Source organism: Brevibacillus migulae (assembly GCF_004521915.1).
Taxonomy (GTDB): Bacteria; Bacillota; Bacilli; order Brevibacillales; family Brevibacillaceae; genus Brevibacillus_F; species Brevibacillus_F migulae.
Window position 1 is genome coordinate 1 of record NZ_SDKD01000038.1, and the last position, 25,400, is coordinate 25,400.

Below are 25,400 nucleotides of genomic sequence, written 5' to 3' on the forward strand. Positions count from 1 at the left end.
TGTGAGAGGTCGGGGGCTAGCCGCCCCCTCCTACTCGATTACCAGCATTTATTTCGTAGGTTTGTCTACATGCAAGCGATGAATTTCCACGTTCTTTTTGGATTTTGCCTTCACCTTCGCCTTCATCGGCAGGGCGGGAGTGTTTGGCTCAGCGATGTTGTAAGCGGCAGCGCCCACGATGCTGGCGACTTGCTTCAGCTTCTCCTTGGAGATCTTGTCGATGGTATCCTCCGGAGAATGGTACCAAGGCTCCGACGGACTGTGGATGAAGAGGGCTGCAGGAATGCCGGCCTCATAGAACGGGACGTGGTCGCTGCGGCTTTCCTGGCCATAAGGCACGTCGTAATCGAGACGCTCGGCAGCATCACCGCCATACTTCGTCACGTTGTTCGGATTGCCATCGACGGTGTACATGATTAAATCGCCGGCATCACGCGAACCAACCATGTCCAGCTGGAACATCGCCACGATGCTCTTTTGTTCGTCTTCGGAAAGAGAATCGACATATTCATAGGAACCGACAAGTCCGTCTTCCTCAGCACCGAATGTGATGAAGCGAATCTCAGTGTCAGTTGGCATTTTCGCCATTACGCGGGCCAGTTCAAGGGTGGTAGCCGTACCGGAAGCATCATCATTCGCACCAGGCGCTCCTTCGACAGAGTCATGGTGGGCGCCGATGATCACGATTTGGTCAGTTTCCGGAGCATCAGATTTTGCGGGCTTTGTCGCGATCACGTTATGAGAGGTGACCGTTCTTACTTCCGAGCCATCCACATGGACCGTGGCCGTGACGGATTCTCCGGCTTCCAGCTGCTCGACCAGATCCATGCCGGCATTGTAAGAGATTCCGATGATGGGCGCGACGCCATTCTCTGCGCCACCAAGTGTTCCGCCAAACGGAGCATCATCGTCACCAGCGCCTTGGCGATTGAAGATTACGGCAGCTTCTGCGCCCTTTTCAACGGCATTGGCCAGTTTTTCGGCAAAGGTAATATCGCCGCGCTGGATGAGCGCGATCTTGCCGGTCAGGTCGACACCTTCCAGATCTTCAGCTTTTCCCAGGCCGACATACACCAGCTCTGCCGTTACATTGCCGTTTGCCGTGTAGTCCAAAGCGTTGGAAGGAATCTCTTCCTCGCCGACGGTAAAGGAAACTTCCGAAGCGCCGAAATACTTCTCAAATTCAAAGGGCTGCACTTCTGTTTTCAAGCCGAAGCTTTCAAATTTCTTCTCGATGTATTTGACCGCTTTATCTTCCTCTTTTGTACCCGATACGCGCGGTTTCTTGGAGAGGTACTTGATGTCATTGTAAATATTGTCCACCTTGATTGCTTTGGTCAGGATTTGGTCAATCGGAGTAGGATCTTCCTGTTTTGCCGCAAACGCGGAGGTGGTGGTTCCCAATGCCAACGCTGCGACCAAGCATAGTGGAATCGCGTGTTTTTTAAGCGCCATAAATGCCTCCTTCAAAGGGAAAATTTTCAATACATGTCCATTATCATATAAACAAAAAGAATATATAAGTCAGAAAAATCAGTCAAATAACGAGTTGATTTTACGAATACTGCCAATCTGTGGGACAGTTCTTGTCGTGCTGCAGGTGTATGGGGGGAATCATGGCGGATAGTGGGCAATCGCGGGCACGGGCGCTCTTGGTAAATCCTGCCCGTTTTCATAGACCAAGCCGTGATTGATCGCTCCCAAGTAGCTTTTACGAGATGGACAAGCCTATTGACCGATGCGTTGCTAGTACGATATATGCTCATTTTCACATGATGACGGTATATCCCCATGCCAATTTTGTCCATTCGCATACGATAATACGAGAGCGTATACAGGCTGGGGGGAGTTGATCCATTTGCAACGAAGTCCATTCATAGGCATTTTGGTAGGAAAAAGGGCCAGTAGAAAAAGTGTCTTGGAGCGTTATCAAAAAAGCTATGACGCACGCGTAAGATTGTTTGCCTTTTCTCCGTTGGACATTCGTTGGAAGAGAAAACGCATTACGGGCCTGTACTTGAAAGGCGGGCAATGGCTAAAAGGAACATTCCCTTTTCCCCGAGCCGTGTACAATCAGACTTACAACAAAGTGGCAAAGCTGACGCAACGGTTGGACAGACATATGGGGAAAGACCGATGTTTTAATGTTATTAACAATTTTAATAAATGGCATATGTATCAGATGCTAAGCGAGTCATTTCTGCAACATTATGTACCCGATACCTTTTTGCTCGGCCAGGTCGATATCGTGAAGGAATTGCAGAAATACCAGCTCCTCTATATAAAACCTAGCTACGGAAACCGTGGGGAAAAAGTCTACCGGGTAGAATGGATGAAAAATGGAGAGATTCATATTACACTGCAAAGCACGGCGAAAACCTATATTTGCAAAACAAAGGAAGAGTTTCAGCGATTGAGCGAAAAATGGACCGGTCACGATACCTTCCTCGTCCAGAAAGGGCTGCGAGTGAGTCAAATCGATCAGCGGGTATTTGACATTCGGGTGCTTGTGCAAAAAGGAAGCGACGGGGAATGGGCCATCTCTGCGATCACAAGCAGAGTGGCTTATGCGAACAGCTTTACCACGAGTATCTGTAAAGAGGTGGTTGAGTTTGCAGCGATCCTTTCCCATCTGGCTCAGGGACATGCAAATATACTGCTCATACTCCAGCGGGTAAGCATCAGTGCAGCTCGTTTGGTCGAAGCCAAAGTCGGCATGTTGGGGGAGGTCAGCATAGACTTTGTGCTGGATGAAGCGGGGAAGCTATGGATCATCGAACTGAATGGCAGCCCTCGAAAAAGCATCTATGATGATATGGTCAATTTGCGAGATAGACAGGTTATCTATCAGAGACCGATCGAATATGCGCATTATCTATCTCGCTTGCGCAAGAAATCGTGATAATTGACCGTGTAACGCTACGAATATTGGGACGATAGAAGGAGCCCTCATGAATGTGGGGGCTCCTTCTATCATCCGGGCTAGGTCTGGCGATCGTGAAGCAAATCGTGGAAGTGCACGGGGCCTACTCAATCTGTAATGCGGGCGCTTCTTCTTTTCCCCGATTTCAAAATGCCCCATTCGACGATCGCAACATTCAGCATAAGCGCGACCCATATGTTTACATTCAAAACTTCCTCAATCATGGCTTCCCGTCCATGAGGAAGAGAAAAGCCATTTAACAGATAATAGAGGAGCAGCAATACCGGCACGACGAGTCGACCGCTTACCGCCACCAATGTGAAGCCAAAGCTGCGGATCATCCATTTGCGATGCTCCTCGTACTCCTTTTTGACGGCGGTGCGGTATCCTTTCCAGCAGGTGTACAGCCAGAACAAAGCCAAAACCAAAAAGGCGATTGCTTTTGTATAATTTTCCGCGTAGTAGACGATTGCAAGAGAGAGCGTTCCGCTGATAAACACGCTGTATACATATACCCTCCCGAGCAGCCGGTGCAAGCGGGGATGCTTGATCCGAATCCGATCAATGAATTGAAGGAAACCGGTGATCAAAGCAAGAAAGGCCGTCATGATATGCGAGACTAACAGCGGGTACTGCACGGTGGTCGAAGTGATTGGAACGCGGCTTTGGGCAGGATCGAACATGAAATATGGAGCCATAAAAGGAATGATGACTCCCAGAGACAAAAGGGTGAGAACCCACCAGCTTTTCGAGATTTTCTGCATCTGCATTCACACCTCATTTCGGTTGGCACAAGCAAGTTGACACCTTTGTGAAGCCGTGAAGATCGGAGAATGAATAGTCGCCTTTTCGATTTCATTTCGCATTGGCAAACCCCCTTCTTTGCAAATTTTACTTACCATCTCCAAACAAAAGCTAAAGGAATTCTAAAAAGAGTGTAAAATCCTGTTCGCTTTTCCGGCAGAAGACGAACCAAATAGCCTTTGACAGATGAAAAAACGGATGTATATTAGTTGTATATTCAAAAATTCAAATATACAAAAACAAAAGAAGAAGGGATTCAAGTGAGTCAGTTATCATGGGGAAGGTTCCAGGGGTATTCCATGCAGCATCTTAGAAAAGACCTTCTGTCGGGTGTGATTGTCGGCATTATTGCGATACCGCTGGGCATGGCTTTTGCCATTGCGTCGGGGGTAAAGCCTGAGTACGGCATCTATACGACGATTATCGCGGGTATGCTCATTTCCCTGCTGGGCGGATCGAAGTACCAAATTGGAGGGCCGACCGGGGCATTTGTCCCCATCTTGCTTGGCATCGTCATGGTGTACGGGTACGAAAATCTGTTACTTGCTGGATTTTTGGCGGGTATTATGTTATTTCTAATGGGGGTATTGCAGCTAGGCTCGCTCATCAAGTTCATTCCGCGGCCCGTCACGATTGGATTTACGTCCGGGATCGCGGTCATTATCTTCACCGGGCAAATCGCTAATTTTTTCGGTTTGACCGGGATTGAGAAGCATGAAGACTTTCTCTCCAACATGGGGGAAATCGCCTTGCATATGTCCGCGCTGAACATATACAGCGTGATTACGGCCATCATTTCACTTGTTCTGATTATCGCGACACCCCGATTTTTTCCGAAAATTCCAGGTTCTTTGATCGGGCTGATGGTATCAAGCGTTGTGGCCGCGCTTTTCTTTTCCGGAAAAGTGGCGACGATTGGGTCTACATTCGGCGATATCCCAAGTGGCTTGCCTTCATTCCATATTCCGGTTGTCACATGGGAACGGGTCGTGCAGATGCTGCAGCCTGCCTTTGTCATCGCGATGCTCGGGGGAATCGAATCCCTGCTCTCAGCTGTAGTCGCGGACGGGATGACCGGCAGCAGGCACAACAGCAATCGGGAGCTGATGGGGCAAGGGATCGCCAATATGGTGACGCCTTTGTTCGGAGGAATTCCTGCGACCGGGGCGATTGCTCGGACTGCTACCAATATTAAAAACGGAGCAGCTTCCCCGCTGTCCGGAGTGATTCACGGACTTGTCGTGCTGCTCGTGCTGCTGCTCTTTGCCCCTTATGCCTCCCTCATTCCGCTGGCCAGCATGGCGCCTGTGTTGATGATTGTCGCGTGGAACATGAGTGAACGAAAAGAATTTTGGCATCTGCTCAAGACGAAAACCAGCGATTCGGTCATCCTAGTGATTACCTTTTTACTCACGGTGTTTACCGATCTGACTCTGGCGGTAGAAGTAGGTCTCGTGTTGGCAGCGGCTCTGTTTGTGAAGCGGATGAGTGACGTCCTGCGCGTGACCAAAGTGCTCCCCGATCCGTCAGACAAGAGCAAAAAGGTAAGGCCGCATATGGTAAGGGAAGGGCATGATTGCCCGCAAATCAGCATGTATACGGTAGAGGGGCCGCTTTTCTTCGGGGTTGCCCAAATGTTTGCAAACTCGATTATCGATACCATTCACGAGCATCCCAAGGTGTTGATCTTGCGCATGGGCAAAGTGCCCTACATGGACGGTACAGGAGAGTCAAACCTCACGAGCATTGTCCGGCATTTACAGCAGCGCGGAGGGATCCTGCTAATTTCCGGAATCCAGCCGCAGCCGATGGAAGTGTTGAAAAAATCACGCTTGGCGGATGAGATTGGCGAGAAGCATTTCTTCGCGCATACAGGCGATGCCCTTTCTTATGCATTAACCCGGTTGGAAGCAAACGAATGCGTAGGCTGCAAGCATTTTGCTTTTCAGGAATGCGCACGGCTGTGCCAGCCAAGAGAGGGAGAAGAAACCGACAGACAAGGAGTGTATTCGAGCCTGGTCCAATAATTCGGCAAAGGAGAAAATCAATGAATCTGGAATTGCAACAGTTCAAAGCGGACTTTTTCAAGGCGCTTGCCCATCCGTTGCGGATCAGGATCCTCGAGCTGCTGGCGGAAGGCGATAAAAACGTGAATGAGCTGCAAACGATTATTGGGGCAGAAGGCTCGGCCGTGTCCCAACAGCTCAGCGTCCTGCGCTCGAAAAATATCGTCTATGGAACAAAAGAGGGCAATCGGGTGCTGTATTCGCTGCGCGACCCGATGATTATCGACTTGCTCAGCATAGCGCGGCAAATTTTCAACAACCATCTGATCGATACCATTTCCATGCTGGATAAATTCAAAGATAGCGACAGCAAGGATTTGGAAGAAGAAGTATAGAAAAGAGGATCATCCCTGCTCGGTTAAGACTTGCTGTGCCGACGGGGATTTTTTGTTTTCCGCCTTGTTTGTTTGAAGAAAAAAGATGAAATCCCATAATCAGGTTTTACTATTTTTCGATCATCTTTCTTCACCTAGAATGGAGGAATGAGGAAAGCATGAACATAGGGGGAGAAGAAAGATGGGCAGCAGACTCGAAACATGCAAGGAATCCAAGCATTTCAAGCTGAAACAGGTAACGGAAGGGGTATATGCAGCGATCTCGATCGGAGGCACGGGGTCTTTGAGCAATGCAGCGATTATTGATCTGGGGGATGAGACCCTCGTCGTCGATACGTTTCTGAGCATTGAGGCAGGCCGGGACTTGCAGGCGGCAGCGGTACAGCTGACAGGACGCCCGGTTTCTTATGTGTTCAATACGCATTGGCATAGTGACCATACGTTCGGCAATCAAGTATTTGCCCCAACCGCACAGATCATTTCGACTTCCCAGACACGCGAGATCATGGCTACTGTCGTCAAGGAGAGAGTCAAACAGCATTTATCAGAACCAGCAGCGATCTACCAAGCCATTGATGAGGTAAGAGAGAAAATGGAGCTGGAGACGGATGATAAGCTGAAAAAAGAGAGGGAGTGGGAAATCGGCAGCGACCTGGCGTACATGAAGACACTCCCTGAACTGGAATTGACGTTGCCTGCCGTTACGTTTGAGCAGCAGCTGACCATTCACGGGAGCAAGCGCAAGGTCGAGTTAATCAGCTATGGCGGAGGACATACACAGAGTGACGCTTTTGCGTACCTACCGGAAGAACGGATTGCGGTGATGGGAGATCTGGTGTTGGAAGGGCATCATCCGGTGATGAGGTATGCCAACCCGCAGGAGTGGCTGCAAATCCTGGATCGCGTCGAGGCGCTCGGAGTAGACACCATCGTGCCGGGACACGGGGAGGTCTGCACGCTGGAGGCACTGCATCAGGTGCGCCATTACCTCCATGATGTGACTGCCCTGGTGGAGCAAGCTTTGCAGACAGGCCGGTCGATTGAGGACATACAGGTGCCGGAAGCCTACCGCGGCTGGTATTTTACAGGGGACTTCCCAGCGAATCTGCAGCGCCTATACAAGTTGAAAAGCACGTAGGATATCATTTCTTGTCGAACGAAACTGAGTGAGGTTGTATTGACGAAAAAGTCAGACGATTTTAAAATGAGAATCAATCGGTATATACCAATTAGAGGAAGACGCACATGACTGGAAACAATCGGGGAAAAGATCCCGTTCCGTTTTACAAGCAGCTGAAGGACAAAATCATGGATGACATCGAGAGTGGCAAGGTGAAGCCAGGGGATAAGCTGCCATCCGAAAGAGAACTGGCCGATCAATATGGCATCAGTCGAATGACAGCCAGACATACCTTGTCCATCTTGGAAAGAGAAGGCGTCGTCGAGCGGCGGGTGGGTGCCGGCACCTTCATCGCCAATCAACGGATTGAGATGAACTTCATCACCTTCAACAGCTTTACGAAAAGCATGCTAGGCAGAGGACTGAATCCCAGCACCCAACTGCTTTCCGTCTATAAAGATCAGGCGAGGACGAGGCTGGCCAATTTGCTGAAAATACCCGTTGGCGAAGACGTGATCGTGATCAAACGGCTGCGTTTGGCCAACCAGATCCCGGTGGCGATCGAGGAATCTTGCATCCCCTATCGCTACTGCAGCGGGATCGAGTCTTTCATGATGAATGATGTCTCCTTGTACCAGATCCTGGAGGAGCAGTACGGCATTACTCTTGTCAAAGCGAGAGAGTATATGCAGATTACTTTTTCCGATGAGACCGAAAGCAAATTGCTGCGAATCAAAACAGAGAGCCCGTGCTTTTTGCTGGAGGCGGTGGCACTGGATAAAGACGAGCGGGAGATCGAGTTTTCCAAATCGATTACTAGAAGCGATCTTGTGAAGTTCTATTCGGAGCCGCGATTGAAACGATAAAAAATGGATGACGCTTTGCTTCTCCATTTTTTTTAAAAATAATGGTATATACCATTTTGAATTCATCGAGAAAGGATGTGCGAAATGAGGGTCATCGGCGTTGGCGATAACGTAGTAGACAAATACGTACACAAACAAATGATGTATCCGGGCGGAAACGCACTCAATTTTAGTGTGTATGCCAAACAGCTGGGAGTGGAAGCAGCTTATCTGGGGGTATTCGGCAACGATCAGGCAGCGGATCATATTCAGCAAACCTTGAAGACACTGGACATCGATCTGTCCCGCTGCAGACAGCATGAAGGGGAAAATGGCTACGCGCTGGTCGATCTGGTGGATGGGGACCGGGTGTTTGTCGGCGGAAACCACGGTGGTGTGCAACAACAGCATCCCATCGTATTGGCGCCGCAGGATCTGGCCTATATCGGGACATTCGAGCTTGCGCACAGCAGTATTTACAGCGGCATGGAGGAGGAAATTCACAAGCTGCGGGAAGCAGGAGTCCAGGTATCCTTCGATTTTTCCAGCGACTGGAACGAGGAGATTCTGCAAAAGCTCTGTCCACTTGTCGACTATAGCCTGCTGTCCTGCGGGCACCTGCCGGACGAGGGCGTGAAGGACTTGTTGAAGCAATGCTTTTCTTACGGCAGCAAGCTTGTGCTGGCCACCATGGGGGCACGAGGCGCCATGGTTTACGACGGTCAGTCGTATTATCAAAAGGCGCCCCAGCTGGTCAAAGCTGTCGATACACTGGGAGCCGGCGATTCGTTTTTCACCGCATTCATCCTGCATTATCTGCAGAACGGGCAGAATCCGTTATCTGCACTGGAAGCAGGCACTCGTTTTGCCGCACAGACGTGTCTGGTCGAAGGAGCGTTTGGATTTGGCGTTGCATACAGCGCCTGAAGCTAACAAGAAAGAGGGGGTGGGGAAAGGGCAGGTTGCACGAAGGGGTTGGTCCGATTCGCTTATGATCATAAAAGGAGGGGTCAGTAGATGATGAAAGGGAACAAAAAAATTGCGCTGATAGCCACGTTGCTCTTTTCATTAGTCGCAGGAGGCTGTGCAAGCTCCACTTCTGCACCCGGGGAAACGGCCTCTGAATCCGGCAAGGACGGTCAAGTCGAACTGAAATTTCTCCACAAATGGCCCCAGCCGGAATATTATCCTTATTTTGAAGAGGTGGTCAAAGACTTTGAAAGCCAAAATCCGACCATCAAGATCAAGATGGAAGCGGTGGCGGATGAGCCGATGAAGGATAAGCTCCGTGTGGTGATGGGGGGCGGCTCGGTACCCGATATAACGTTTTCCTGGTCAGGTGAATTCGCGCGGAAGTTTGTCCGCTCCGGTGCAGCCATGGACCTCACGCCTTACCTGGAGGAAGATCCGACATGGAAGGCGAGTTTCATCCCGGCTTCGCTCCAGCCATTTGCCTCCGACGGAAAGCAGTATGGGATTCCGCTGCGGTTCAACGGCAAGTTCTTCGTGTACAACAAGGACATCTTTGCGAAGCATCAGCTGGAGAAGCCGAAGACATGGGATGAATTTTTGGAATTGTTAGATAAGTTGAAGGCAGCTGGAGAAACGCCGATCATTCTCGGCAACCAGAGCCCCTGGGCGGCCATCCACTATTTGACCGGGCTGAATCAGAAAATGGTGAGCGCAGAGGTGCTTGCCAAGGACTATGACCCCAAGTCGGGACAATTCACGGACCCGGGCTACATCAAGGCGATGGAGTATTTAAAGGCGCTGCAGGATGGCAAGTATTTCAACGAAAATGTCAACTCGAACTCCCATGATATGGCGACACAGCTGTTTTACGCGGGCAAAGGGGCCATGATTTACCTGGAGCTGGAGGAATTCCCGACGGTGGAAAAAAGCCTCCCTGGCAAATGGGACTTCTTCGAATTGCCGGATATCCCTGATGGGAAAGGCAATCCCAACTACATTACCGGGGCGCCGGATGGCTTTATCGTTTCCGCGAAGTCACAGCACCCGAAGGAAGCGATCGCTTTCCTGAAATTTTTGACGAACAAGGCCAATGCGGAAAAAATGGTGAAGCAGCTTGGCTGGCCTAGTCCGATCGATGGAGCGACCAATCCGAATACAGCGCTGAAGCAGGTGGCGGAAGGGGTCGAAGTGATGAAGTCGGCAGAGGGTATGGCACAATGGCTGGATACGGACGTGCATGCCAAGGTCGCCGACGTGTATCTGAGCAATATCCAGCTTCTGTTGGACGGAACCAAGTCACCTGAAGAAATCATGAAGGAAGTGCAGGCGGTCGCGGAGGAAGTGAAGCAGGAAGTCGAGCAGTAAAGAGCATGCGGGGCAAGCTGCGGGTCACCGGGCCTGCCCGGTAGGGGGGAAGAAGATGCAAAAAACGTTTCAAAATGCCAGATCGGCTCTGCCATACATTCTTCCAGCGCTCCTGCTCATCCTGTCGTTTGTATTCCTGCCCATGATCCTCAACGTATATTACAGCTTGTTCAGGTGGAATGCATTTTCTGTGGAAAGGGACTTTGTCGGTTGGGAGTATTATGTCAGGCTTTTCCGTGATCCGGTCTTTTATACCGCCGTGAAAAACAATTCGCTGTACGCGGTGATTTCCATCGTGGTGCAGGTGGGGGGCGGACTGGTGATCGCGGCGATCTTGGAGGACCGCTTGATTCGCAGGTGGCAGTCGTTGTTTCGGACGATCTTTTTTATCCCGTCTGTCATTTCCATCGCGGTGGTGGGGTTGCTGTGGCAGCTGCTGTACAACCCGGATATCGGTCTGGTGAATGGCGCTTTGCAGATGCTCGGGCAAAATGAGTGGGTCCATGCATGGCTGGGGGACAGCAAAACCGCCATCTTTGCGGTCATCGCCGTATCACAATGGCAGTTCACCGGCTATATGGTGATGCTGTTTCTGATCGCCATGCACAAAATACCGGAGGATCTGTATGAATCGTCCATGATCGACGGGGCGAATCGAATCCAAACCTTTTTTAAGATCACCATCCCGCAAATCAAGGAAATGATTCTGGTGGGCACCATGATTACGGTGATCGGCGCTTTCAAGGTATTTGACGAGGTGTATGTGATGACATTCGGAGGGCCAGGGCGTTCAACGGAGGTGCTTGGCACGATGCTGTACCGGGCTGCTTTCCGCAATGACGAAATGGGCTACGCCTCTACGATCGCGACGGTGATCTTCGCCATCACGTTTGCGCTGTCTTTGCTCCAGATGAAATGGTCCAGATCGGGCCAAGAGGGGTGAATCGATCCGATGACGCTGCAAAACAAAGTGTACCGTACGGTGATCTGGGTATGGTTCCTCCTGTATTCGCTCTGGATCCTGTATCCGCTGCTGTGGTTGGTCATGAACGGGCTCAAGTCGAACAGCGAGTTTTTCCTGGATACATGGTCGCTCCCCAAGCAATGGTTGTGGCAAAACTATCTGGCTGCGTGGGATGCAGGGATTGGTCAGTATTTTTTCAACAGCATCCTGGTCACGCTGGTTTCGGTGGTGCTCATTTTGCTGCTGGGATCAATGGCCGCCTATGGCCTGAGCCGTTTCCGTTTTAAGGGGGTCGATGCGCTGCTGCTCATCATATTGAGCGGTCTGATGCTGGCCCCGCAGGTAAGCCTCATTTCTCTCTATAAAATTCTGCAAACCATCGGCCTCTACAACACCTACTGGGCGCTTATCGTACCGTATGTCGCCTTTCAACTCCCCTTTGCGATCTTCCTGATGAGATCTTACTTTCTCTCCATTCCCCGCGAGCTGGAGGAATCCGCCTGCATGGACGGCTGCAACACCTGGGGAATTTACCTGCACATCATCCTCCCCATGGGCAGGCCGATCTTGGCTTCCGCTGCTCTGCTCACCGGGATGTCGATCTGGAATGAATTCATGTTTGCCATGGTGTTCGTCGAGGATACCAGTCTGCGGACGATTCCGGTCGGGTTGATGAATCTGCGGAGTCAGTTGAATACGAATTTTGGTGTGCAGTTGGCGGGTCTCACTATAGCGGCTCTCCCGATGATCATTGCATTTGTCCTATTCCAGCGGCAGTTTGTGCGGGGGTTGACAGCGGGGAGTGTAAAAGGATAGTGACGAGATAAGCAAGCACAGCGGGTAGTAACGAGCAGAAGCCTGTTTTCTGGTGGAGCGCCTGCGAAGTCCAACCCAGCGGAGCATTGATCACGTGGATCTGAAGGGCAAACTTGAAATCACAACGAAGCACCTCTACTTTTTGCCCTTCCCACGGGATCGATGCGGAGCGGACAGTACAGCATCCTTGCGGACGGAGAATGAAGCGGAACCAGAAAATAGGCTTCGACCACAAAAGCCTCGTCAAAATTGGTATATACCAAAAGGGGGGTGGAACAAATGCAAGGACCATGGATTAGAGCCGGACCGTTCAAAGAGAGTGGCTCGGTTGTATTCCAATCAGATAAAAGGAGAGGGGATAAAATATGTTGGTAAAAGGCTTGGAAAACGCACAGGTGCAAAAAGCGTTGGATGCGATGGAAAACCGTACGATCGACCGGGTGTTTTTTGTAGCGTGCGGAGGATCATCCGCACTGATGTATCCCAGCAAATATCTGTTAGACCGGGAAGCAAAAACGATCACGTCCGATGTATATAACGCCAACGAATTTATACACCGCAATCCTGCTACGCTGGGGGATACGTCGCTCGTCATTTTATGCTCCCATTCGGGAAAAACACCAGAGACAGTGGAAGCCGCAGCTTTTGCACGCAAAAAAGGAGCCTTGACGATCTCGCTCACCCAAGGGGAAGATTCACCGCTTGCAAAAGCATCTGAATATGTGATCCGCTATGAGAAAGCGAGCTATTTTGATGAGACGGTAGGCAAGAACACCGATTTCTATATCATGTATCAACTGGCTACCGGCCTGCTCTATCTGAAAGAGGGAAACAACCGCTTCGAATCCATGCAAAAAAGCCTGGACAATCTGGATACGGTGTACGCGCGAGCCAAAGAGATCTTTACGGACCGTGCCCAACAGTTTGGCGAGCAGTATAAGGATGCGAAAATCATTTACACGATGGCGAGCGGCTCCAACTACTGCGCGGCCTATATGTTTGGCATCTGCATCCTGATGGAGATGCAGTGGATTCACTCGCATCCGGTACATGCGGGGGAATATTTCCATGGTCCGTTTGAAATTTTGGATGAAGAGGTGCCGTTCGTCATCCTCCTTGGGCTGGATGAGACGCGGCCGCTGGAGGAGCGAGCGTTGAATTTCTCCAAGCAATATGGCAAGAATCTGATCGTCATCGATGCCAAGGAGTTTGACATGACGGGCATTGAGGATGATGTAAAAGGCTATATTGCTCCGCTCGTCTTGAATAAAGTGCTCGGTGTCTATTCGACGGCCCTGGCAAAAGCCCGCAACCATCCGCTGGAAACGAGAAGATACATGGGAAAAGTGGCGTATTAAGCGAGCAACCGCAAGAAAAGAAACAAGCAGCAAGGGGAGCTGGGAAGCAAGGTTCCCCTTGTTTTTTTCTGCAGGAAGGTAAAAGCCAACATTCCTCGAGGGGGCATGAAAGGTGCGGAAAATTTCCCGATCCCAAATCACAGGAATGAATTTTCATTATTTGCATTATCCGTTGGAAACCTTTTTGGATGCGATGGTCCGTTTTCAATTCGAAAAGATCGAATTATGGGGAGCTGCCCCGCATTTTTACGTAGAGGATTTGTCACTGTCGGATGTCAAACGGATCAAACGCGAAATCGAACATCGGGATTTGCATATCGTCTGCTTTACACCGGAGCAATGCATGTATCCGATCAATCTGGCTGCCAAAGAAGAGGAGATCCGCAAGCGAAGCCTCCACTATTTCCGCAAATCGCTGGATGCGAGCGCCGAGCTGGGAGCGCCGATGCTGCTGGTGACGGCGGGATGGGGGTATCGCAATGAAAATCGCGAGGAAGCATGGAAGCGGGCCAGTGAATCTCTGCAGCAATTGGCCATGGAGGCAGAGAAACAGGGAATTCTCCTTGCCTTGGAACCGCTGTCGACAGTCGAGTCGAATCTCGTGACCGATCTTCCCACCCTACGGAACATGCTTGCGGAGGTCCGTTCCCCTGCCCTCAAAGGGATGTTCGATACCATACCGCTGGCCATGCTCGGGGAAGAGATGGATGCCTACTTTGAACAGCTCAAGGAAGATTTGATTCACATCCATTTTATCGATGGCAATCCGGGCGGGCATCTGGCTTGGGGAGACGGGGCTTTGCCAGTGGAGCGGTATATGCATACATTGGAGCGGCATGGCTACAAGGGTGCGTTGACGCTTGAATTTACGTCCATGCAGTATGTGGTGGAACCGGATCGGGCGATTGAGCAGTCGTTACGCTTTTTGCAGCCTTATCTGGAGTAAGGGAGTAAGGCAGCTTGCAGAATGCCTGTCTCTTGAAATGGAAAAGAAGCTGAGCACACCTCGGGTGTCTTCAGCTTCTTTTTTACTACTGGATCAGAACGTATACACATACCCGACCAAGCTTCCTGATCCAGCATGGAAAGCTTCCGCTAAAGAAGGACTCGACTCCACTTCGAAAAGGCTTCAGTGGAAGCTTTTCCTACCGCCAGCTCTCGATCATCTCATTGACGACCGTAAAAGTGTACTCCGCATAGTATCTGGCCTTCTCGATATCTTCCGGTGTCATCTCGGAAAGCAAATGGAATACATTGCTGTGCTCTTCATCCGCTTCGCAATGCACCGCCCAATATTCGGTGGCAGCGAAGCCTGTTTGCTTTTGCAAATGGCGATGGACCTGGTAATAAAAATCAAAGGCCGTCCCTTCTCCGACGCTGTTGATGGAGATCAGGGAGAAGTTTTGGTCAAAGCCAACACTTGCCCGATATTGCAAGGAAATAAAGGCATCAGTTTCGGGAGTAGGCATATGATTTTCCGGATCATCCAAGCCGTTGTCGAGCATCCACTTGCGGAGCATTTCCGCATGATCCTTCTCTTCCTCGTAGTGGGAGATGAACACCTCATGGGGAACATCCTGAAAATGCTCATAGCGCAGCTTGAGGAGATTGGCAAATTCTTTGGATAGATGATACAGGCTGTTGCACCACCCAAAATCCTGCGGTGTCTTCATGGCAGGCAAACGATCGTAAAATGAATTGCGTTCCAGCATATCCCCGCGCTGTTTTTCAATGTATTCGCGTAATGTCTCCAAGGTTGCGATGCTCACACAGATACACCTCTTTTTTCAATGTGGTTGGTTTCGTCAGATTTACTGTACCAAGCCACCGATCCCACCGTCATGAGGAGCCTCTTATGAAAAAGCTGGGAAACAAAGCGGGAAGGTTTTTGGGAAACGTGGCCCGGAAATTTTTGAATGGTTGGAAAAAATATAAAAATATGACGATTGTGGTATATAATGGTTATTGAATTTTTCTTCCTGAGAAAGAAATGTGTGAAGGGCGAGTGAATGCCAAGTGGGGCTATGGATTTAACCAAGAAAGAAAAACGCATTGTCCTTTTTTTGCTGGGGATCCCGTTATTCCTGACAGCCTTTCTCATGTTTCCGCATTACGAGGAGTTTTCAGCACCGGGCGAGATCGTGGAGGTAACGGAGCTGGGGATTCAAGGTCATGTTCATGTAACCTACGTATATGGCGGGACAACCAAAAATTACCTGGAAAAATTGCTGGTCTGGGGCAGATTGGCTGAGGTCGATGTGCATTTCCAGCCAGTCAGTCAGGAGGAAGCCATCAGAGAAGAAGAAATCGAGGAGGAAGTCGGGAGTGCCATCCAGCAATGGGGAATCGCAAATGCCTTGGAGGTATCTGGCTATGCTGCGGAAGAGGCGGATGCCTTCGAAGCCAAGTTTGAGGAAATTGAGGAGAAGGCAGCCAAGTATCAGGGAAGCTCCTTTGGCCTGATGGTTGCCATCGGATTGGTGGAGGAGGAGCGAAATATCGACTTCTCGCAAGCAGGGCAATATCGCATCGCCGGAACGGGGACCATCGAACAGGACGGATCAGTCGGCTCGATCGCGGCCGTGCGTGATAAGGTGGAGACGGCCGAAAGAAGCGATATCGATTATTTTTTTATACCGGAGGACAAAGAAGATTATCCAGGTGAAGGGATGAGCAATCAGGAAGAAGCGGAGCAATATGTGAAGGAGCATCAGCTGCGAGTCAAGCTCGTGCCTGTCGCCTCGCTGGACGAAGCGTTGGCCTTTCTGGAGACGCTGCCGTAGCAAAACATCCAAATAAAGGAGAAGTCAATGACTGCAAAATCGATTGGAATCGGTAAATTTTTATTTATTTTTTTATGCGTTGGCATTGTGCTTTCATTCTTACTCGCCTTATGCAGTCTTGCCTATGCGATCGATCCGGAATGGTTTCTGGATTACGTGGAAACCGTGGAAATCGGGATCAGCATTCTCAGTATTTTCTTGTTGATCGTAACGTTTGCGCTGTTCTTTATCTGGATTTTCCGCGTGCATCGCGATTTCAAACAAATATCGGACAGCTATCCGGTCACGCCCTGGGGCGCGCTGGCCCGCATTTTGATTCCGATTTACAATCTGGTTGGGCTGTGGACCATCTATCGCGACATGGCTCATTTCCTCATCGCGCGGGAAAGCAAGGAATTGCGGAGCCAAGGCTGGAAGCTAAAGTCGATGATTCCTTATTACTACTTTCCGATTTTTGTGCAGAATATCCTCAATCGGATCATCTTCAGAAGCGATGAACGGCTGGCGATTTTGGAAATCGTAGCCTTCGGAGTGGATATCTTTCTGAATATGATGTACATTCGCATGGTTGTCCTGATTAGCAAAGGCATCGTCGCTGCGAATGAGGAGAAAGCCCTCCAGCTATCGCAACAAGTCGAGGCTGCAGAGCTGCAAGAGCCGCAATGAAGCAAAAACGCTAAGCCTGCGAAAAGAGAGGCTTAGCGCTTTTTTGTTTCCTCCTCTATTCCCGCTTGAGCGGCTGCACATATCCGTACGTCATCGTTCGCCACAACCATTCAAACGGCCCAAATCGAAACCTTTTCAACCACCAAGAACTAAGGAGCACTTGCAGGGCAAAAATGAACAGGCAAAGCAGGAAGCCAGCCGCAAGCCCAATCCGATTGTACAGATCGAAAGCTTCAATGATCAGCAGAGACAGAATCGTCTGCATTAAGTAATTGGTCAATGCCATCTGCCCGACAGAGCCAAGAGGGCGCAGCCGCTTCTGCCAGGCAGGTTTTTGCGCGAGCAGCGTCAAGGACGCAATGTAAAAGAAGCAGAGGGTCAGACCGCTGGCCGTAACAAACAGCTGCCGGATGGTATCCTGATAGGGACCATAGGACAGCACCTCCATCTGCAGCAGCCCGATGAATGTGAGCAGTGGCACACTGGCCAACAGCGTCATCCACATGACCCGTGTCAGCAGCTTTCGATGCTTTGCAGGTTCATGGAGAATGCCGCGTCTTGCCGTGTATAACCCCACGAGAAACAGTGGAAGCAAGACCACGATCATGGCGGGCACATTTCCCACGATGTAAGGGACCTCCTCCTGCCATCGATAGGAGAGCCACTGCCCATAGGGTGCATGCTGGTACACCCATAGAGCTTCCGCCAGCTTTTGCTGTCCAATAGCCTGCTCCTCAAGCAAAAGCGGAGCGGGTACCAGCAGCTGCGTGCCGAGCAAAAAGGCGTAGCAGACGGTCAGACCAATGGCCCAGCCGAGCACCGCTGCGTTGCTTCGCTTGTAAAACAAGAGCAGGAGAAAGCCCATGATCGCGTATGCATGCAAAATATCGCCGTACCACAGGAAGATCAGATGGAGCAGTCCGAAGAGGAGCAGGCCGATGAGACGACGGGAAAAGAGCCTGCTGACATTCATGCCTCTCTGCTCGGCGCGAGTCATGAAGATATAAAAGCCGAGCCCGAATAAAAACGAAAACATCGTATAAAATTTGGTCTGTACAAACATATCGAAAAATAGCCGTACGATCTCGTCTAGCGGGGCAAGGCGCTCGGGCAGCCCGTACATTTGTCGGGCAAATTCAGGTGCAAGATAGGTAGGCATATTGACCAAAAAAATGCCGAAAAGCGCAAAGCCGCGTAGGATGTCCAGGGTAACGATTCGTTCGGTAGCAGTAACAGGTGCCGCTCGCATGCGTCCATTTCCTTTCCTTGTGTCTGGGGTACTGACTCCCAAACCTTACCATAAGGGAAGAAAAAAAGGTACTCGGGCCTCTTTCCATCCGCTATTGATAGCGGCAGCAAGCGGTGATAGGATGGAGCTAATTGTCAAACAATGGGAAATGAGGATGGGGTGAGGGGAACATGGAACGAGTGTTGGACACGTTTTGGCTGAGGCCGGCTGCGATAGCCGACTGTACAGATCTGAAGCAACTGATTGCCGCCTGTGATATGGACGATTTTGGGACCAGCGAATTCGCCCTTGAAATCGAAGAGATTTTGCCAAAGCTCCCTATGGATGCGAACACATGGGTAGTCCTGACGGAGGCGAATCAGATCGCTGCGTTTGCGTTTGTCGAGGAAATCTCGGCGGGCAGGCTGGATACATACGGTTTTGTGCATCCTTCCTACAAGGGGCACGGCTTAGGTCAACTCCTTGTAGCGCGGGCGGAAGGACGAGGGAGGGAGTATGCGGGGGATTACAAGAAGCGAGGGATTGAATACGAGTTCAATCAGTTGGTCCCACGCGAAAACCTTGCGGCCAATCAATTGCTGCAGCAGCGGGATTATACCTTTAAGCGGCTGTACAGTGTGATGAAAATCAGGGTGACCGATCCTCCGGCAGCCACGGAAATGCCTGAAGGCTTCCGGATTCGCAACTATGAAGCGGGGAGCGACGATCGGGCACTCTATGAAGCTTACAACGAAGCTTTTCAAGATTCCCGCGGCTTTTTCCAGAAGCCATTTGAGGAATGGATGCAGGAGAAGACGGCACCGTCCTTTGACAGGAGCTTGTGGTATGTGGCCATGGATGGGACTGATCTGGCAGGATTCATCCTCTGCAAGCAGCCCGATCCTTATGTCTGGATTGACCTCCTTGGAGTGAAGCGTTCTGCGCGGAAAAAAGGAGTGGCCAAGGCTTTACTGGAACAGACGTTTCGCGAATGTCATCAGCGCGGGACTCCGGACGTCGCTCTTTCGGTTGATGCGAACAGCTTGACAAAGGCGAATCGACTCTATGAAAACGTTGGGATGAGTCCAGCGTTTCAGGTCTCCTTGTACCAAAAGAAACTATGACGGATCGCGCAGGTGCTTGAAACATGAAACCAATCCCTGATCATCTTGCATACGACCTCGATATTCTGTTTGTCGGGTTCAATCCCAGCCTCAAGTCGGGCGAGTTGGGGCATCACTACGCCAATCCGCATAACCGTTTTTGGAAAATCCTCGACCAGGCGGGGATCACACCGCGGCTTTATCATACGACCGAGGATCAGGATCTGCTTGCCCTAGGACTCGGCTTTACCAACATCGTGGAGCGGCCCACGCGAAATGCGGCGGAGATTACCAAGGAGGAGTATCGAGCTGGGCGGGAGCGATTAAAGGCGAAAATCGAAAAGTACCGACCGAAGATTGTCTGTTTTGTGGGGAAAGGCGTCTACGAAGAGTACAGCGGTGTAAAAGGGGTACCGTGGGGTGTGCAAGAAACGCCGGTGGTTCCGGGCGTGATCGAGTTTGTCGCGCCTTCTTCCAGCGGGCTTGTCCGCATGAAGATCGACGAGATTGTGGAGATCTATCGGGAGCTTGCCAGAATAAGAAAAGGAGCAGAAGGAACCTAGCTGCCTTCTCCTGCTCCTTCGCTGACTCCATTCAACATTCGACATGAGCGCAAATGAGAGCAAAGGCTGCCTGTGAAAAAACGAGGCAGCCTTTGCTTCACATAACGGGTTCAAGCACACGTTTGTGGCATTTATGAAATTATTTATTTTCTGTCGAAGAGGAGTCGGTTTGATCACTGTCCGTGGAAGAAGTGGTCTCCTCATTCACGCTGGTTTCATCGTTCGCATTTTCGCTTGTCTCATCGACAGATTCATCGGTATTCTCATCGACAGTTTCATCCGTATTCTCATCGCCAGTCTCAATGCCGGTTTCTTCTTTTGTATCGATCTCATCGGTTTCATCCGTGATGATGACGATTTTTCCTTCCTGTTGCCAATCTACATCGGCTTTCAGCTGTTCGCTGACAAATCGCAATGGCAGAAAGACACGTCCGTTTTTAATCACGGGAACGATATCTAGTGTGACAGTCTGTCCATTGACCAGCGCTTCCTGCTTGTCGAGATAGAGTGTGATGGAGATATCTCCTTTGGTGATCACTACGGAGCGGGTTGGTGCATCCCATTTCACATCCGCTTTCAGTGATGAGCTGATCGCCCGTACGGGAACGAGTGTCCGACCGCCATGAATGAACGGTTCTACGTCAAATTCAGGTTCTTTCCCGTTGACGAAGGTATTGATGCCAGCCGCATTTGCCTTGCTGTACAGTTTGCCTAATTTTTTGAACGGTTCCAAGTCTCCTGCTTTATACGTTTTTTCAAGCAGCTCTTTTTGCACCTCGATGGCTTGGGCTAACTCGTTGGTTTCCTCGAGAGAGCTGATGAGCTCCTCATAGGTAGCTTTTATATCAGCGGTAATTTCTGACGATTGCTTCAATTGCTGGCGAAGCTCGATCAATTGCTTCTTTGACTTAACTGCTTCCTTTACGCTTGCCTTTGTGGAAGCTTCGGTTGTGGCCTCAGTTGGAGACACATCAGACTGTGTTTTCGTTTCTTTTTTGTTCTTTTTCGTGCCTGCATTTTCATCGCTGTTCGAGGCTTTTACGCCAGCATCAACGCTTAGTGTCTGAGCGTAAGCTGCCGGAATGACGGAAAATGCGAGGGCTACAGCCAGGGACATAGGTAGAAATTTTTTCATGATGTTACCTCCTTATGGTTGTACGCTTTAAACGGAAATGACCCGGCAAAGGTTGCAAATCTTTCAGGATTGTTGCTAGAGTCCTAGAACGGAATGGCTCTCCTGTTTCTCAAGTCATGCTCATCGTCGCTCGCTGCTGCTGCGGCAACCTCCCTATTTATGTGCCTGCTCCCGGTTAGAAATCCAACATGCGGAAAGGGAAGTAAGGTATGATAGGGAGAACAGAATTGATCCTATTTCCATACGAGAATAGAAGGGGAGGCAGACTGCATGTTGCGGAATGAAGGCTACATTGACGTCCCGGGAGGCAGAGTTTGGTACAATCGTATAGGGGATGGGGAGAAAACACCGCTTCTGGTGCTTCACGGTGGCCCCGGCAATACCCATGATTCGCTCCAGTCGGTTCTTCACGTCTTGGGAGACGAGAGGCCCGTCATTTTTTATGATCAGCTGGGATCGGGAAATTCGGATAGACCGACCGATCCGTCTTTGTGGAGAACGGAACGATTTGTGGAAGAGTTGGCGTGTGTGCGAGACGCACTTGATTTGAAAGAGGTTCATATCTTGGGACATTCGTGGGGGACGATGCTGGCAGCGTCCTATTTAATCGATCGCGATCCGGCGGGTGTTCAAAGTGTCATTTTTTCAAGCCCATGCTTGAGTGCTTTGCGTTGGAAAGAAGACGCGGATCACTTTTTGGCGAAACTACCGGAAGATGTTCAGCAGGCCATAGCGCATAATGAGGCACAAGGAACCACGGATTCAAAAGAGTATCAAGAGGCGATGAAAGAGTACTATAAAAGGCATGTTTGCAGACTGGATCCATTGCCATCTGTCATGACAGAAAGCCGTCCCAAAGGAAATAAGAATGTCTATATGACCATGTGGGGACCTTCCGAATTTTGTCCGACGGGAAATCTCAAAACATACGATTGCACGCCACAGCTTCATAAAATCAATATACCGTCTCTCTTCGTATGTGGCAGACATGATGAAGCGTCACCAGAGTCGACCCGATATTATCACTCTCTCGTGGCGGATTCTGAATTTCATGTCTTTGAAAATAGCTCCCATGTAAGCTACTTGGAAGAAACCGATGAATTTATTAAGGTAGTCAGGGGCTTTTTGAGGAAGGTTGACAATAAATAATTAATATAACCAACCGAATCGAACATGATGTCATGGGCGATCAACCAGGGCATAATCAGGGAGCGGAATGCTGCGGCTGACGCTCCTTGTATTTCTTAGGCAATCGCAGGATTAGTGGGCGATTGATTCAACAAATGAAAAGTAAGTTTGGAGGCTTCAGTTCTCTGAATGACAATAAACCGCTATTGAGGAAGCGGTTTATTTTTTTATGGAAAAAGAATTGAACATTTATGTCGGATCGACATATAATATATATCGAATCGACATAAAAACATGGTTGAATTTGAGGTGCGGAGATTGTACGAATTGTTTGTTTTGGGCGAATTGATGACAGGTGAAAAGCACGGCTACATGCTGCAGGAAGTTCTAAAAAACGCCGTTGGGCTGGGAAGGAAGATCAGTTCTGGGACGTTGTATCCGCTACTCATGCGCATGATGGAAAAAGGATGGATTAGATTGCGGGAGGTAGAAGAGACAAAAGGAGGGCGAACAAAAAAAATTTACGAGATTACCCATTCTGGGCAAGATCGATTTCAACAATTGATGGCGGAGCCATTTGATATGGTTATCGATGCCGAAGCCCAAGGTACATTGCGATTTAAGATGGTGTATTTTCAATATGTAAAAAAAGAAGTGCGTCTCGCTTGCCTGAAGCAATATTTACATATCCTTGAGCAAAATTTGGAGCATGTTTCGCAATTCGAGTCCTTTCTCAATACGGAAAAGCCAGAGCCGGAGAAACAACGTGTCCAGCTGCTGCGCGTATTCGATTTTCGCAAGAGGCTAGGAGAAGTTGAGCTTCACTGGATCAAGGAAGAAATCGAGCGAGTCCAAGCGCAGCAAGACTAGGCAGGGAAACGTTAAAACGAAACCATGGGAGGATCATATGGAGCGATTATGGACGAAGTCCTTTGTTCTAATGACACTGGGGATGCTGGTCTTATTTACGGGATTCTATTTGCTCTTGCCTACATTGCCGCTGTTTATTAAAAACATTGGCGGTACGGAGTCACAAGTCGGGCTGGTTGCGGGGGTGTTTACCTTGACCGCAGTAGTCTTGCGTCCGATAGTGGGAGGATTGCTCGATCGATATGGGAGAAGGCTGTTTATCATATGGGGACTTCTGCTCTTTATCCTCTCGATGTATCTGTACAATTGGGTGACTACAATTGCTTTTTTACTGGTTCTTCGCGTATTGCACGGTGCTAGCTGGGCTCTTTCGACGACGGCCGTCAGTACATCAATCACGGATATCATTCCGATGTCACGTCGTGGCGAGGGGATGGGATGGTTCGGCATGGCGATGACGGTAGCGATGGCAATAGGGCCGACGCTCGGATTATGGGTGTTGGACGAAGGAGAGTTTCCCAGTTTGTTTTGGCTCGCTACAGGGCTGTCATTTGTCGCATTTTTACTTGTCTTGGCAACCCGAATCCCTGAACACGCAACGTCATCCTCGGGGAAGCTCGTATTCATCGAAAAATCTGTATTGCCGCTGACCGTGTCGCTCTTTTTCTTGGCGGTCGCTTATGGCGGAATCACAACTTTTTTGCCGTTGTTCGGGGTTTCCATACAGGTAAATTCTGGGGTGTTTTTCTTTGTCTATGCTTTAGCGTTAACATTGGCAAGGCCGATTGCAGGCAAGCTCTCCGATCGGATCGGTGAGGCTTATGTCATCGTGCCAGGACTTGCAGTTACCGTATTGTCACTCGTAGTATTGAGTTTTTCTGAAAGTGTAGTCGGGGTGATCATCTCCGCGATCCTCTATGGGCTGGGATTCGGTTCCGCCCAACCCGCTCTTCAGGCAGCCAATTTAAGGCTAGCACCTTCTGACAAAAGGGGAGTCGCCAGCGCTTCCTTTATGACTGCGTTTGATCTTGGCATCGGGCTAGGCTCGATTATTCTGGGGTGGGTTTCCCAACATACCGGATACCAGATCTTGTTTCTAGTATGTGGAGGGTCTGTATTTGTATCTGCAATCATTTTCATAGCCCTTGTCCGTCGGCGATTGTCAAAGGAAGTGAGTGCGGTCGGTTGAAGTTACGAAATGCGGAGCAAGGTTTTTCTATTATAGGAACCTGAGTTGTTGATTGCTCATCCGATAGCAAGATTCGCCATGAAAAAATTACATGAAAAACAGGCGAGCAAAGCAAAGGGTGTAAATTCGTAACACCTATAGTGGTCAGTCTAAGTCTTGGATGACAGGTCTTAGGAGACCACTTTTTTATTTCCCTCCAACAACGAGGTAGAATCACCGTTTCAGCTGACAAAATAGAACGTTACCCACAACCACCGCTTTTACAGTCTTTTAGACTATATTCTTGTAACGGCTAATCAGATAAGATGAAAGCATCTATTTTCCAGATTTAACAGTACAATGCAGAAAGGGATGGGGATGTTGAAGAAAAAATGGATGGTAAGTGGAGCGGTTGCTATTTTCCTTTTGAGTTCAAGCCTAGGCGTACTTGCAGGGGCTAACCTGCAGCCGATCAAAGCGTATCTTGATTCCTCTATGAAAATTGTGGTAAATGGCAAGCCATTCCAGCCGCAATCTGCTCAGGGGGCTGTTTTGGCACCAATCTCGTATAACGGAAACACGTATTTGCCAGTGAGCGCAATATCCAAAGCGGTAGGTGTAGCGGTTGAGTATCAACAACAGTCCCATACCATTTTTCTCGGTGAGAAAATCGCGGGTGTCCCGATTGCGGATAGCTTTAGTGGTCATCTTCGGACGAAGGATCCGCAGTTAACCACCTATAATGGAAAAGATTATAAAGATGTTTTTTTTAATAACGCCTCAGGCAACCGTGGTTCTGGGTTTATGCTCTACCCGAAAGGAAAGTACCAAAAACTTTACATACAAGTGGCTGCAGTGGGAAAAGATATCGAAACTTTCTTCGTTCAGGATTCGGATACAGATGTGAAGCTGAAAATGGACAGCATTACAGTGGAAGACGGTTTGAAAACATTTGAAATAGACATCAATGGCCTTGAATCTCTATATGTTGGTGCACAACTGAAGGACGGCGGGAGCCTATTCGTTCCATTGACCACCTCCTACTATAAATAAGCAGAGAGAGTGTGTCGTCTAAAAGTCTGTATGAATGACAGAATTTTGGTACGATAATCGATAGAGTGAACGGGATAGATCACTCACTAGCAAGGAGGGTGTCCCAAAAGTCATCATAAATGACTGAGGGACTGC

Annotated in this window: 24 protein-coding genes; 19 read left to right on the forward strand and 5 right to left on the reverse strand. The window is 49.6% G+C overall.

Annotated features, from left to right (window positions below):
- Positions 1–48: 48 nt before the first annotated feature.
- Entirely contained in the window at positions 49–1,455 is a 1,407-nt protein-coding gene (locus tag EIZ37_RS24485; protein WP_134687383.1) for a M28 family peptidase, read from the reverse strand.
- 463 nt (positions 1,456–1,918) lie between these two features.
- Between EIZ37_RS24485 and EIZ37_RS24490 the strand changes: the two genes are divergently transcribed.
- Positions 1,919–2,902, forward strand: coding sequence for a YheC/YheD family endospore coat-associated protein (locus EIZ37_RS24490; protein WP_134687384.1), 984 nt, complete (start codon positions 1,919–1,921; stop codon positions 2,900–2,902).
- Positions 2,903–3,030: 128 nt separating this feature from the next.
- On the opposite strand, the gene EIZ37_RS24495 is transcribed toward EIZ37_RS24490, so the two are convergent.
- Complete coding sequence (locus EIZ37_RS24495; protein WP_134687385.1) at positions 3,031–3,687, reverse strand: DUF2306 domain-containing protein; 657 nt, start codon at positions 3,685–3,687, stop codon at positions 3,031–3,033.
- 300 nt (positions 3,688–3,987) lie between these two features.
- On the opposite strand from EIZ37_RS24495, the gene EIZ37_RS24500 reads away from it, so the two are divergent.
- From EIZ37_RS24500 to EIZ37_RS24545, 10 genes are all read left to right on the forward strand, one after another.
- A complete protein-coding gene (locus tag EIZ37_RS24500) occupies positions 3,988–5,754 on the forward strand; it encodes a SulP family inorganic anion transporter (RefSeq protein ID WP_268898765.1) in 1,767 nt (588 codons plus the stop codon).
- 20 nt (positions 5,755–5,774) lie between these two features.
- Complete coding sequence (locus tag EIZ37_RS24505; RefSeq protein WP_134687387.1) at positions 5,775–6,128, forward strand: ArsR/SmtB family transcription factor; 354 nt, start codon at positions 5,775–5,777, stop codon at positions 6,126–6,128.
- 181 nt (positions 6,129–6,309) lie between these two features.
- Positions 6,310–7,266, forward strand: a complete 957-nt coding sequence (locus EIZ37_RS24510; protein ID WP_134687388.1) for an MBL fold metallo-hydrolase — start codon at positions 6,310–6,312, stop codon at positions 7,264–7,266.
- Between the two features lie 107 nt (positions 7,267–7,373).
- Positions 7,374–8,114, forward strand: a complete 741-nt coding sequence (locus tag EIZ37_RS24515) for a GntR family transcriptional regulator (protein ID WP_134687389.1) — start codon at positions 7,374–7,376, stop codon at positions 8,112–8,114.
- An 84-nt stretch (positions 8,115–8,198) separates the two neighbouring features.
- Positions 8,199–9,020: a fructoselysine 6-kinase gene (locus EIZ37_RS24520; protein ID WP_134687390.1), complete on the forward strand. Its 822-nt coding sequence runs from the start codon at positions 8,199–8,201 to the stop codon at positions 9,018–9,020.
- 90 nt (positions 9,021–9,110) lie between these two features.
- Entirely contained in the window at positions 9,111–10,430 is a 1,320-nt protein-coding gene (locus tag EIZ37_RS24525; RefSeq protein ID WP_134687391.1) for an ABC transporter substrate-binding protein, read from the forward strand.
- A gap of 55 nt (positions 10,431–10,485) precedes the next feature.
- Positions 10,486–11,373 (forward strand): carbohydrate ABC transporter permease, encoded by an 888-nt coding sequence (locus EIZ37_RS24530; RefSeq protein ID WP_134687392.1) that lies wholly within the window; start codon positions 10,486–10,488, stop codon positions 11,371–11,373.
- Positions 11,374–11,382: 9 nt separating this feature from the next.
- Positions 11,383–12,210, forward strand: coding sequence for a carbohydrate ABC transporter permease (locus EIZ37_RS24535; protein ID WP_134687393.1), 828 nt, complete (start codon positions 11,383–11,385; stop codon positions 12,208–12,210).
- A 365-nt stretch (positions 12,211–12,575) separates the two neighbouring features.
- Complete coding sequence (locus tag EIZ37_RS24540) at positions 12,576–13,568, forward strand: SIS domain-containing protein (protein ID WP_134687394.1); 993 nt, start codon at positions 12,576–12,578, stop codon at positions 13,566–13,568.
- A gap of 112 nt (positions 13,569–13,680) precedes the next feature.
- The gene (locus EIZ37_RS24545; RefSeq protein WP_134687395.1) at positions 13,681–14,514 is read left to right on the forward strand and encodes a sugar phosphate isomerase/epimerase family protein; all 834 of its coding nucleotides are present in this window, start codon (positions 13,681–13,683) and stop codon (positions 14,512–14,514) included.
- Between the two features lie 199 nt (positions 14,515–14,713).
- On the opposite strand, the gene EIZ37_RS24550 is transcribed toward EIZ37_RS24545, so the two are convergent.
- Entirely contained in the window at positions 14,714–15,337 is a 624-nt protein-coding gene (locus tag EIZ37_RS24550; RefSeq protein ID WP_134687396.1) for an iron-containing redox enzyme family protein, read from the reverse strand.
- 255 nt (positions 15,338–15,592) lie between these two features.
- Between EIZ37_RS24550 and EIZ37_RS24555 the strand changes: the two genes are divergently transcribed.
- Positions 15,593–16,351: a hypothetical protein gene (locus EIZ37_RS24555; RefSeq protein WP_134687397.1), complete on the forward strand. Its 759-nt coding sequence runs from the start codon at positions 15,593–15,595 to the stop codon at positions 16,349–16,351.
- A gap of 27 nt (positions 16,352–16,378) precedes the next feature.
- Positions 16,379–17,017, forward strand: coding sequence for a DUF4328 domain-containing protein (locus EIZ37_RS24560; RefSeq protein ID WP_134687398.1), 639 nt, complete (start codon positions 16,379–16,381; stop codon positions 17,015–17,017).
- Between the two features lie 55 nt (positions 17,018–17,072).
- On the opposite strand, the gene EIZ37_RS24565 is transcribed toward EIZ37_RS24560, so the two are convergent.
- On the reverse strand, positions 17,073–18,266 hold the full coding sequence (locus EIZ37_RS24565) for a DUF418 domain-containing protein (protein ID WP_134687399.1): 1,194 nt from the start codon (positions 18,264–18,266) through the stop codon (positions 17,073–17,075).
- A gap of 170 nt (positions 18,267–18,436) precedes the next feature.
- Between EIZ37_RS24565 and EIZ37_RS24570 the strand changes: the two genes are divergently transcribed.
- Both EIZ37_RS24570 and EIZ37_RS24575 read left to right on the forward strand, forming a co-directional pair.
- Positions 18,437–19,369 (forward strand): GNAT family N-acetyltransferase, encoded by a 933-nt coding sequence (locus EIZ37_RS24570; RefSeq protein WP_134687400.1) that lies wholly within the window; start codon positions 18,437–18,439, stop codon positions 19,367–19,369.
- A 23-nt stretch (positions 19,370–19,392) separates the two neighbouring features.
- Entirely contained in the window at positions 19,393–19,911 is a 519-nt protein-coding gene (locus EIZ37_RS24575) for a mismatch-specific DNA-glycosylase (protein ID WP_134687401.1), read from the forward strand.
- Positions 19,912–20,050: 139 nt separating this feature from the next.
- Here the strand turns inward: EIZ37_RS24575 and EIZ37_RS24580 are convergent, their stop codons facing one another.
- Complete coding sequence (locus EIZ37_RS24580) at positions 20,051–21,046, reverse strand: copper amine oxidase N-terminal domain-containing protein (RefSeq protein ID WP_134687402.1); 996 nt, start codon at positions 21,044–21,046, stop codon at positions 20,051–20,053.
- Between the two features lie 270 nt (positions 21,047–21,316).
- On the opposite strand from EIZ37_RS24580, the gene EIZ37_RS24585 reads away from it, so the two are divergent.
- The 4 genes from EIZ37_RS24585 to EIZ37_RS24600 all read left to right on the forward strand — a co-directional run bounded on the left by EIZ37_RS24585 (position 21,317) and on the right by EIZ37_RS24600 (position 25,265).
- The gene (locus EIZ37_RS24585; RefSeq protein WP_134687403.1) at positions 21,317–22,195 is read left to right on the forward strand and encodes a proline iminopeptidase-family hydrolase; all 879 of its coding nucleotides are present in this window, start codon (positions 21,317–21,319) and stop codon (positions 22,193–22,195) included.
- A 288-nt stretch (positions 22,196–22,483) separates the two neighbouring features.
- Positions 22,484–23,044, forward strand: coding sequence for a PadR family transcriptional regulator (locus EIZ37_RS24590; RefSeq protein ID WP_328591383.1), 561 nt, complete (start codon positions 22,484–22,486; stop codon positions 23,042–23,044).
- Positions 22,989–24,233: an MFS transporter gene (locus tag EIZ37_RS24595; protein ID WP_235828218.1), complete on the forward strand. Its 1,245-nt coding sequence runs from the start codon at positions 22,989–22,991 to the stop codon at positions 24,231–24,233. The genes EIZ37_RS24590 and EIZ37_RS24595 overlap by 56 nt, the downstream gene beginning before the upstream one ends.
- Positions 24,234–24,590: 357 nt before the next feature.
- Positions 24,591–25,265, forward strand: a complete 675-nt coding sequence (locus EIZ37_RS24600; protein ID WP_205683885.1) for a hypothetical protein — start codon at positions 24,591–24,593, stop codon at positions 25,263–25,265.
- Positions 25,266–25,400: the final 135 nt, after the last annotated feature.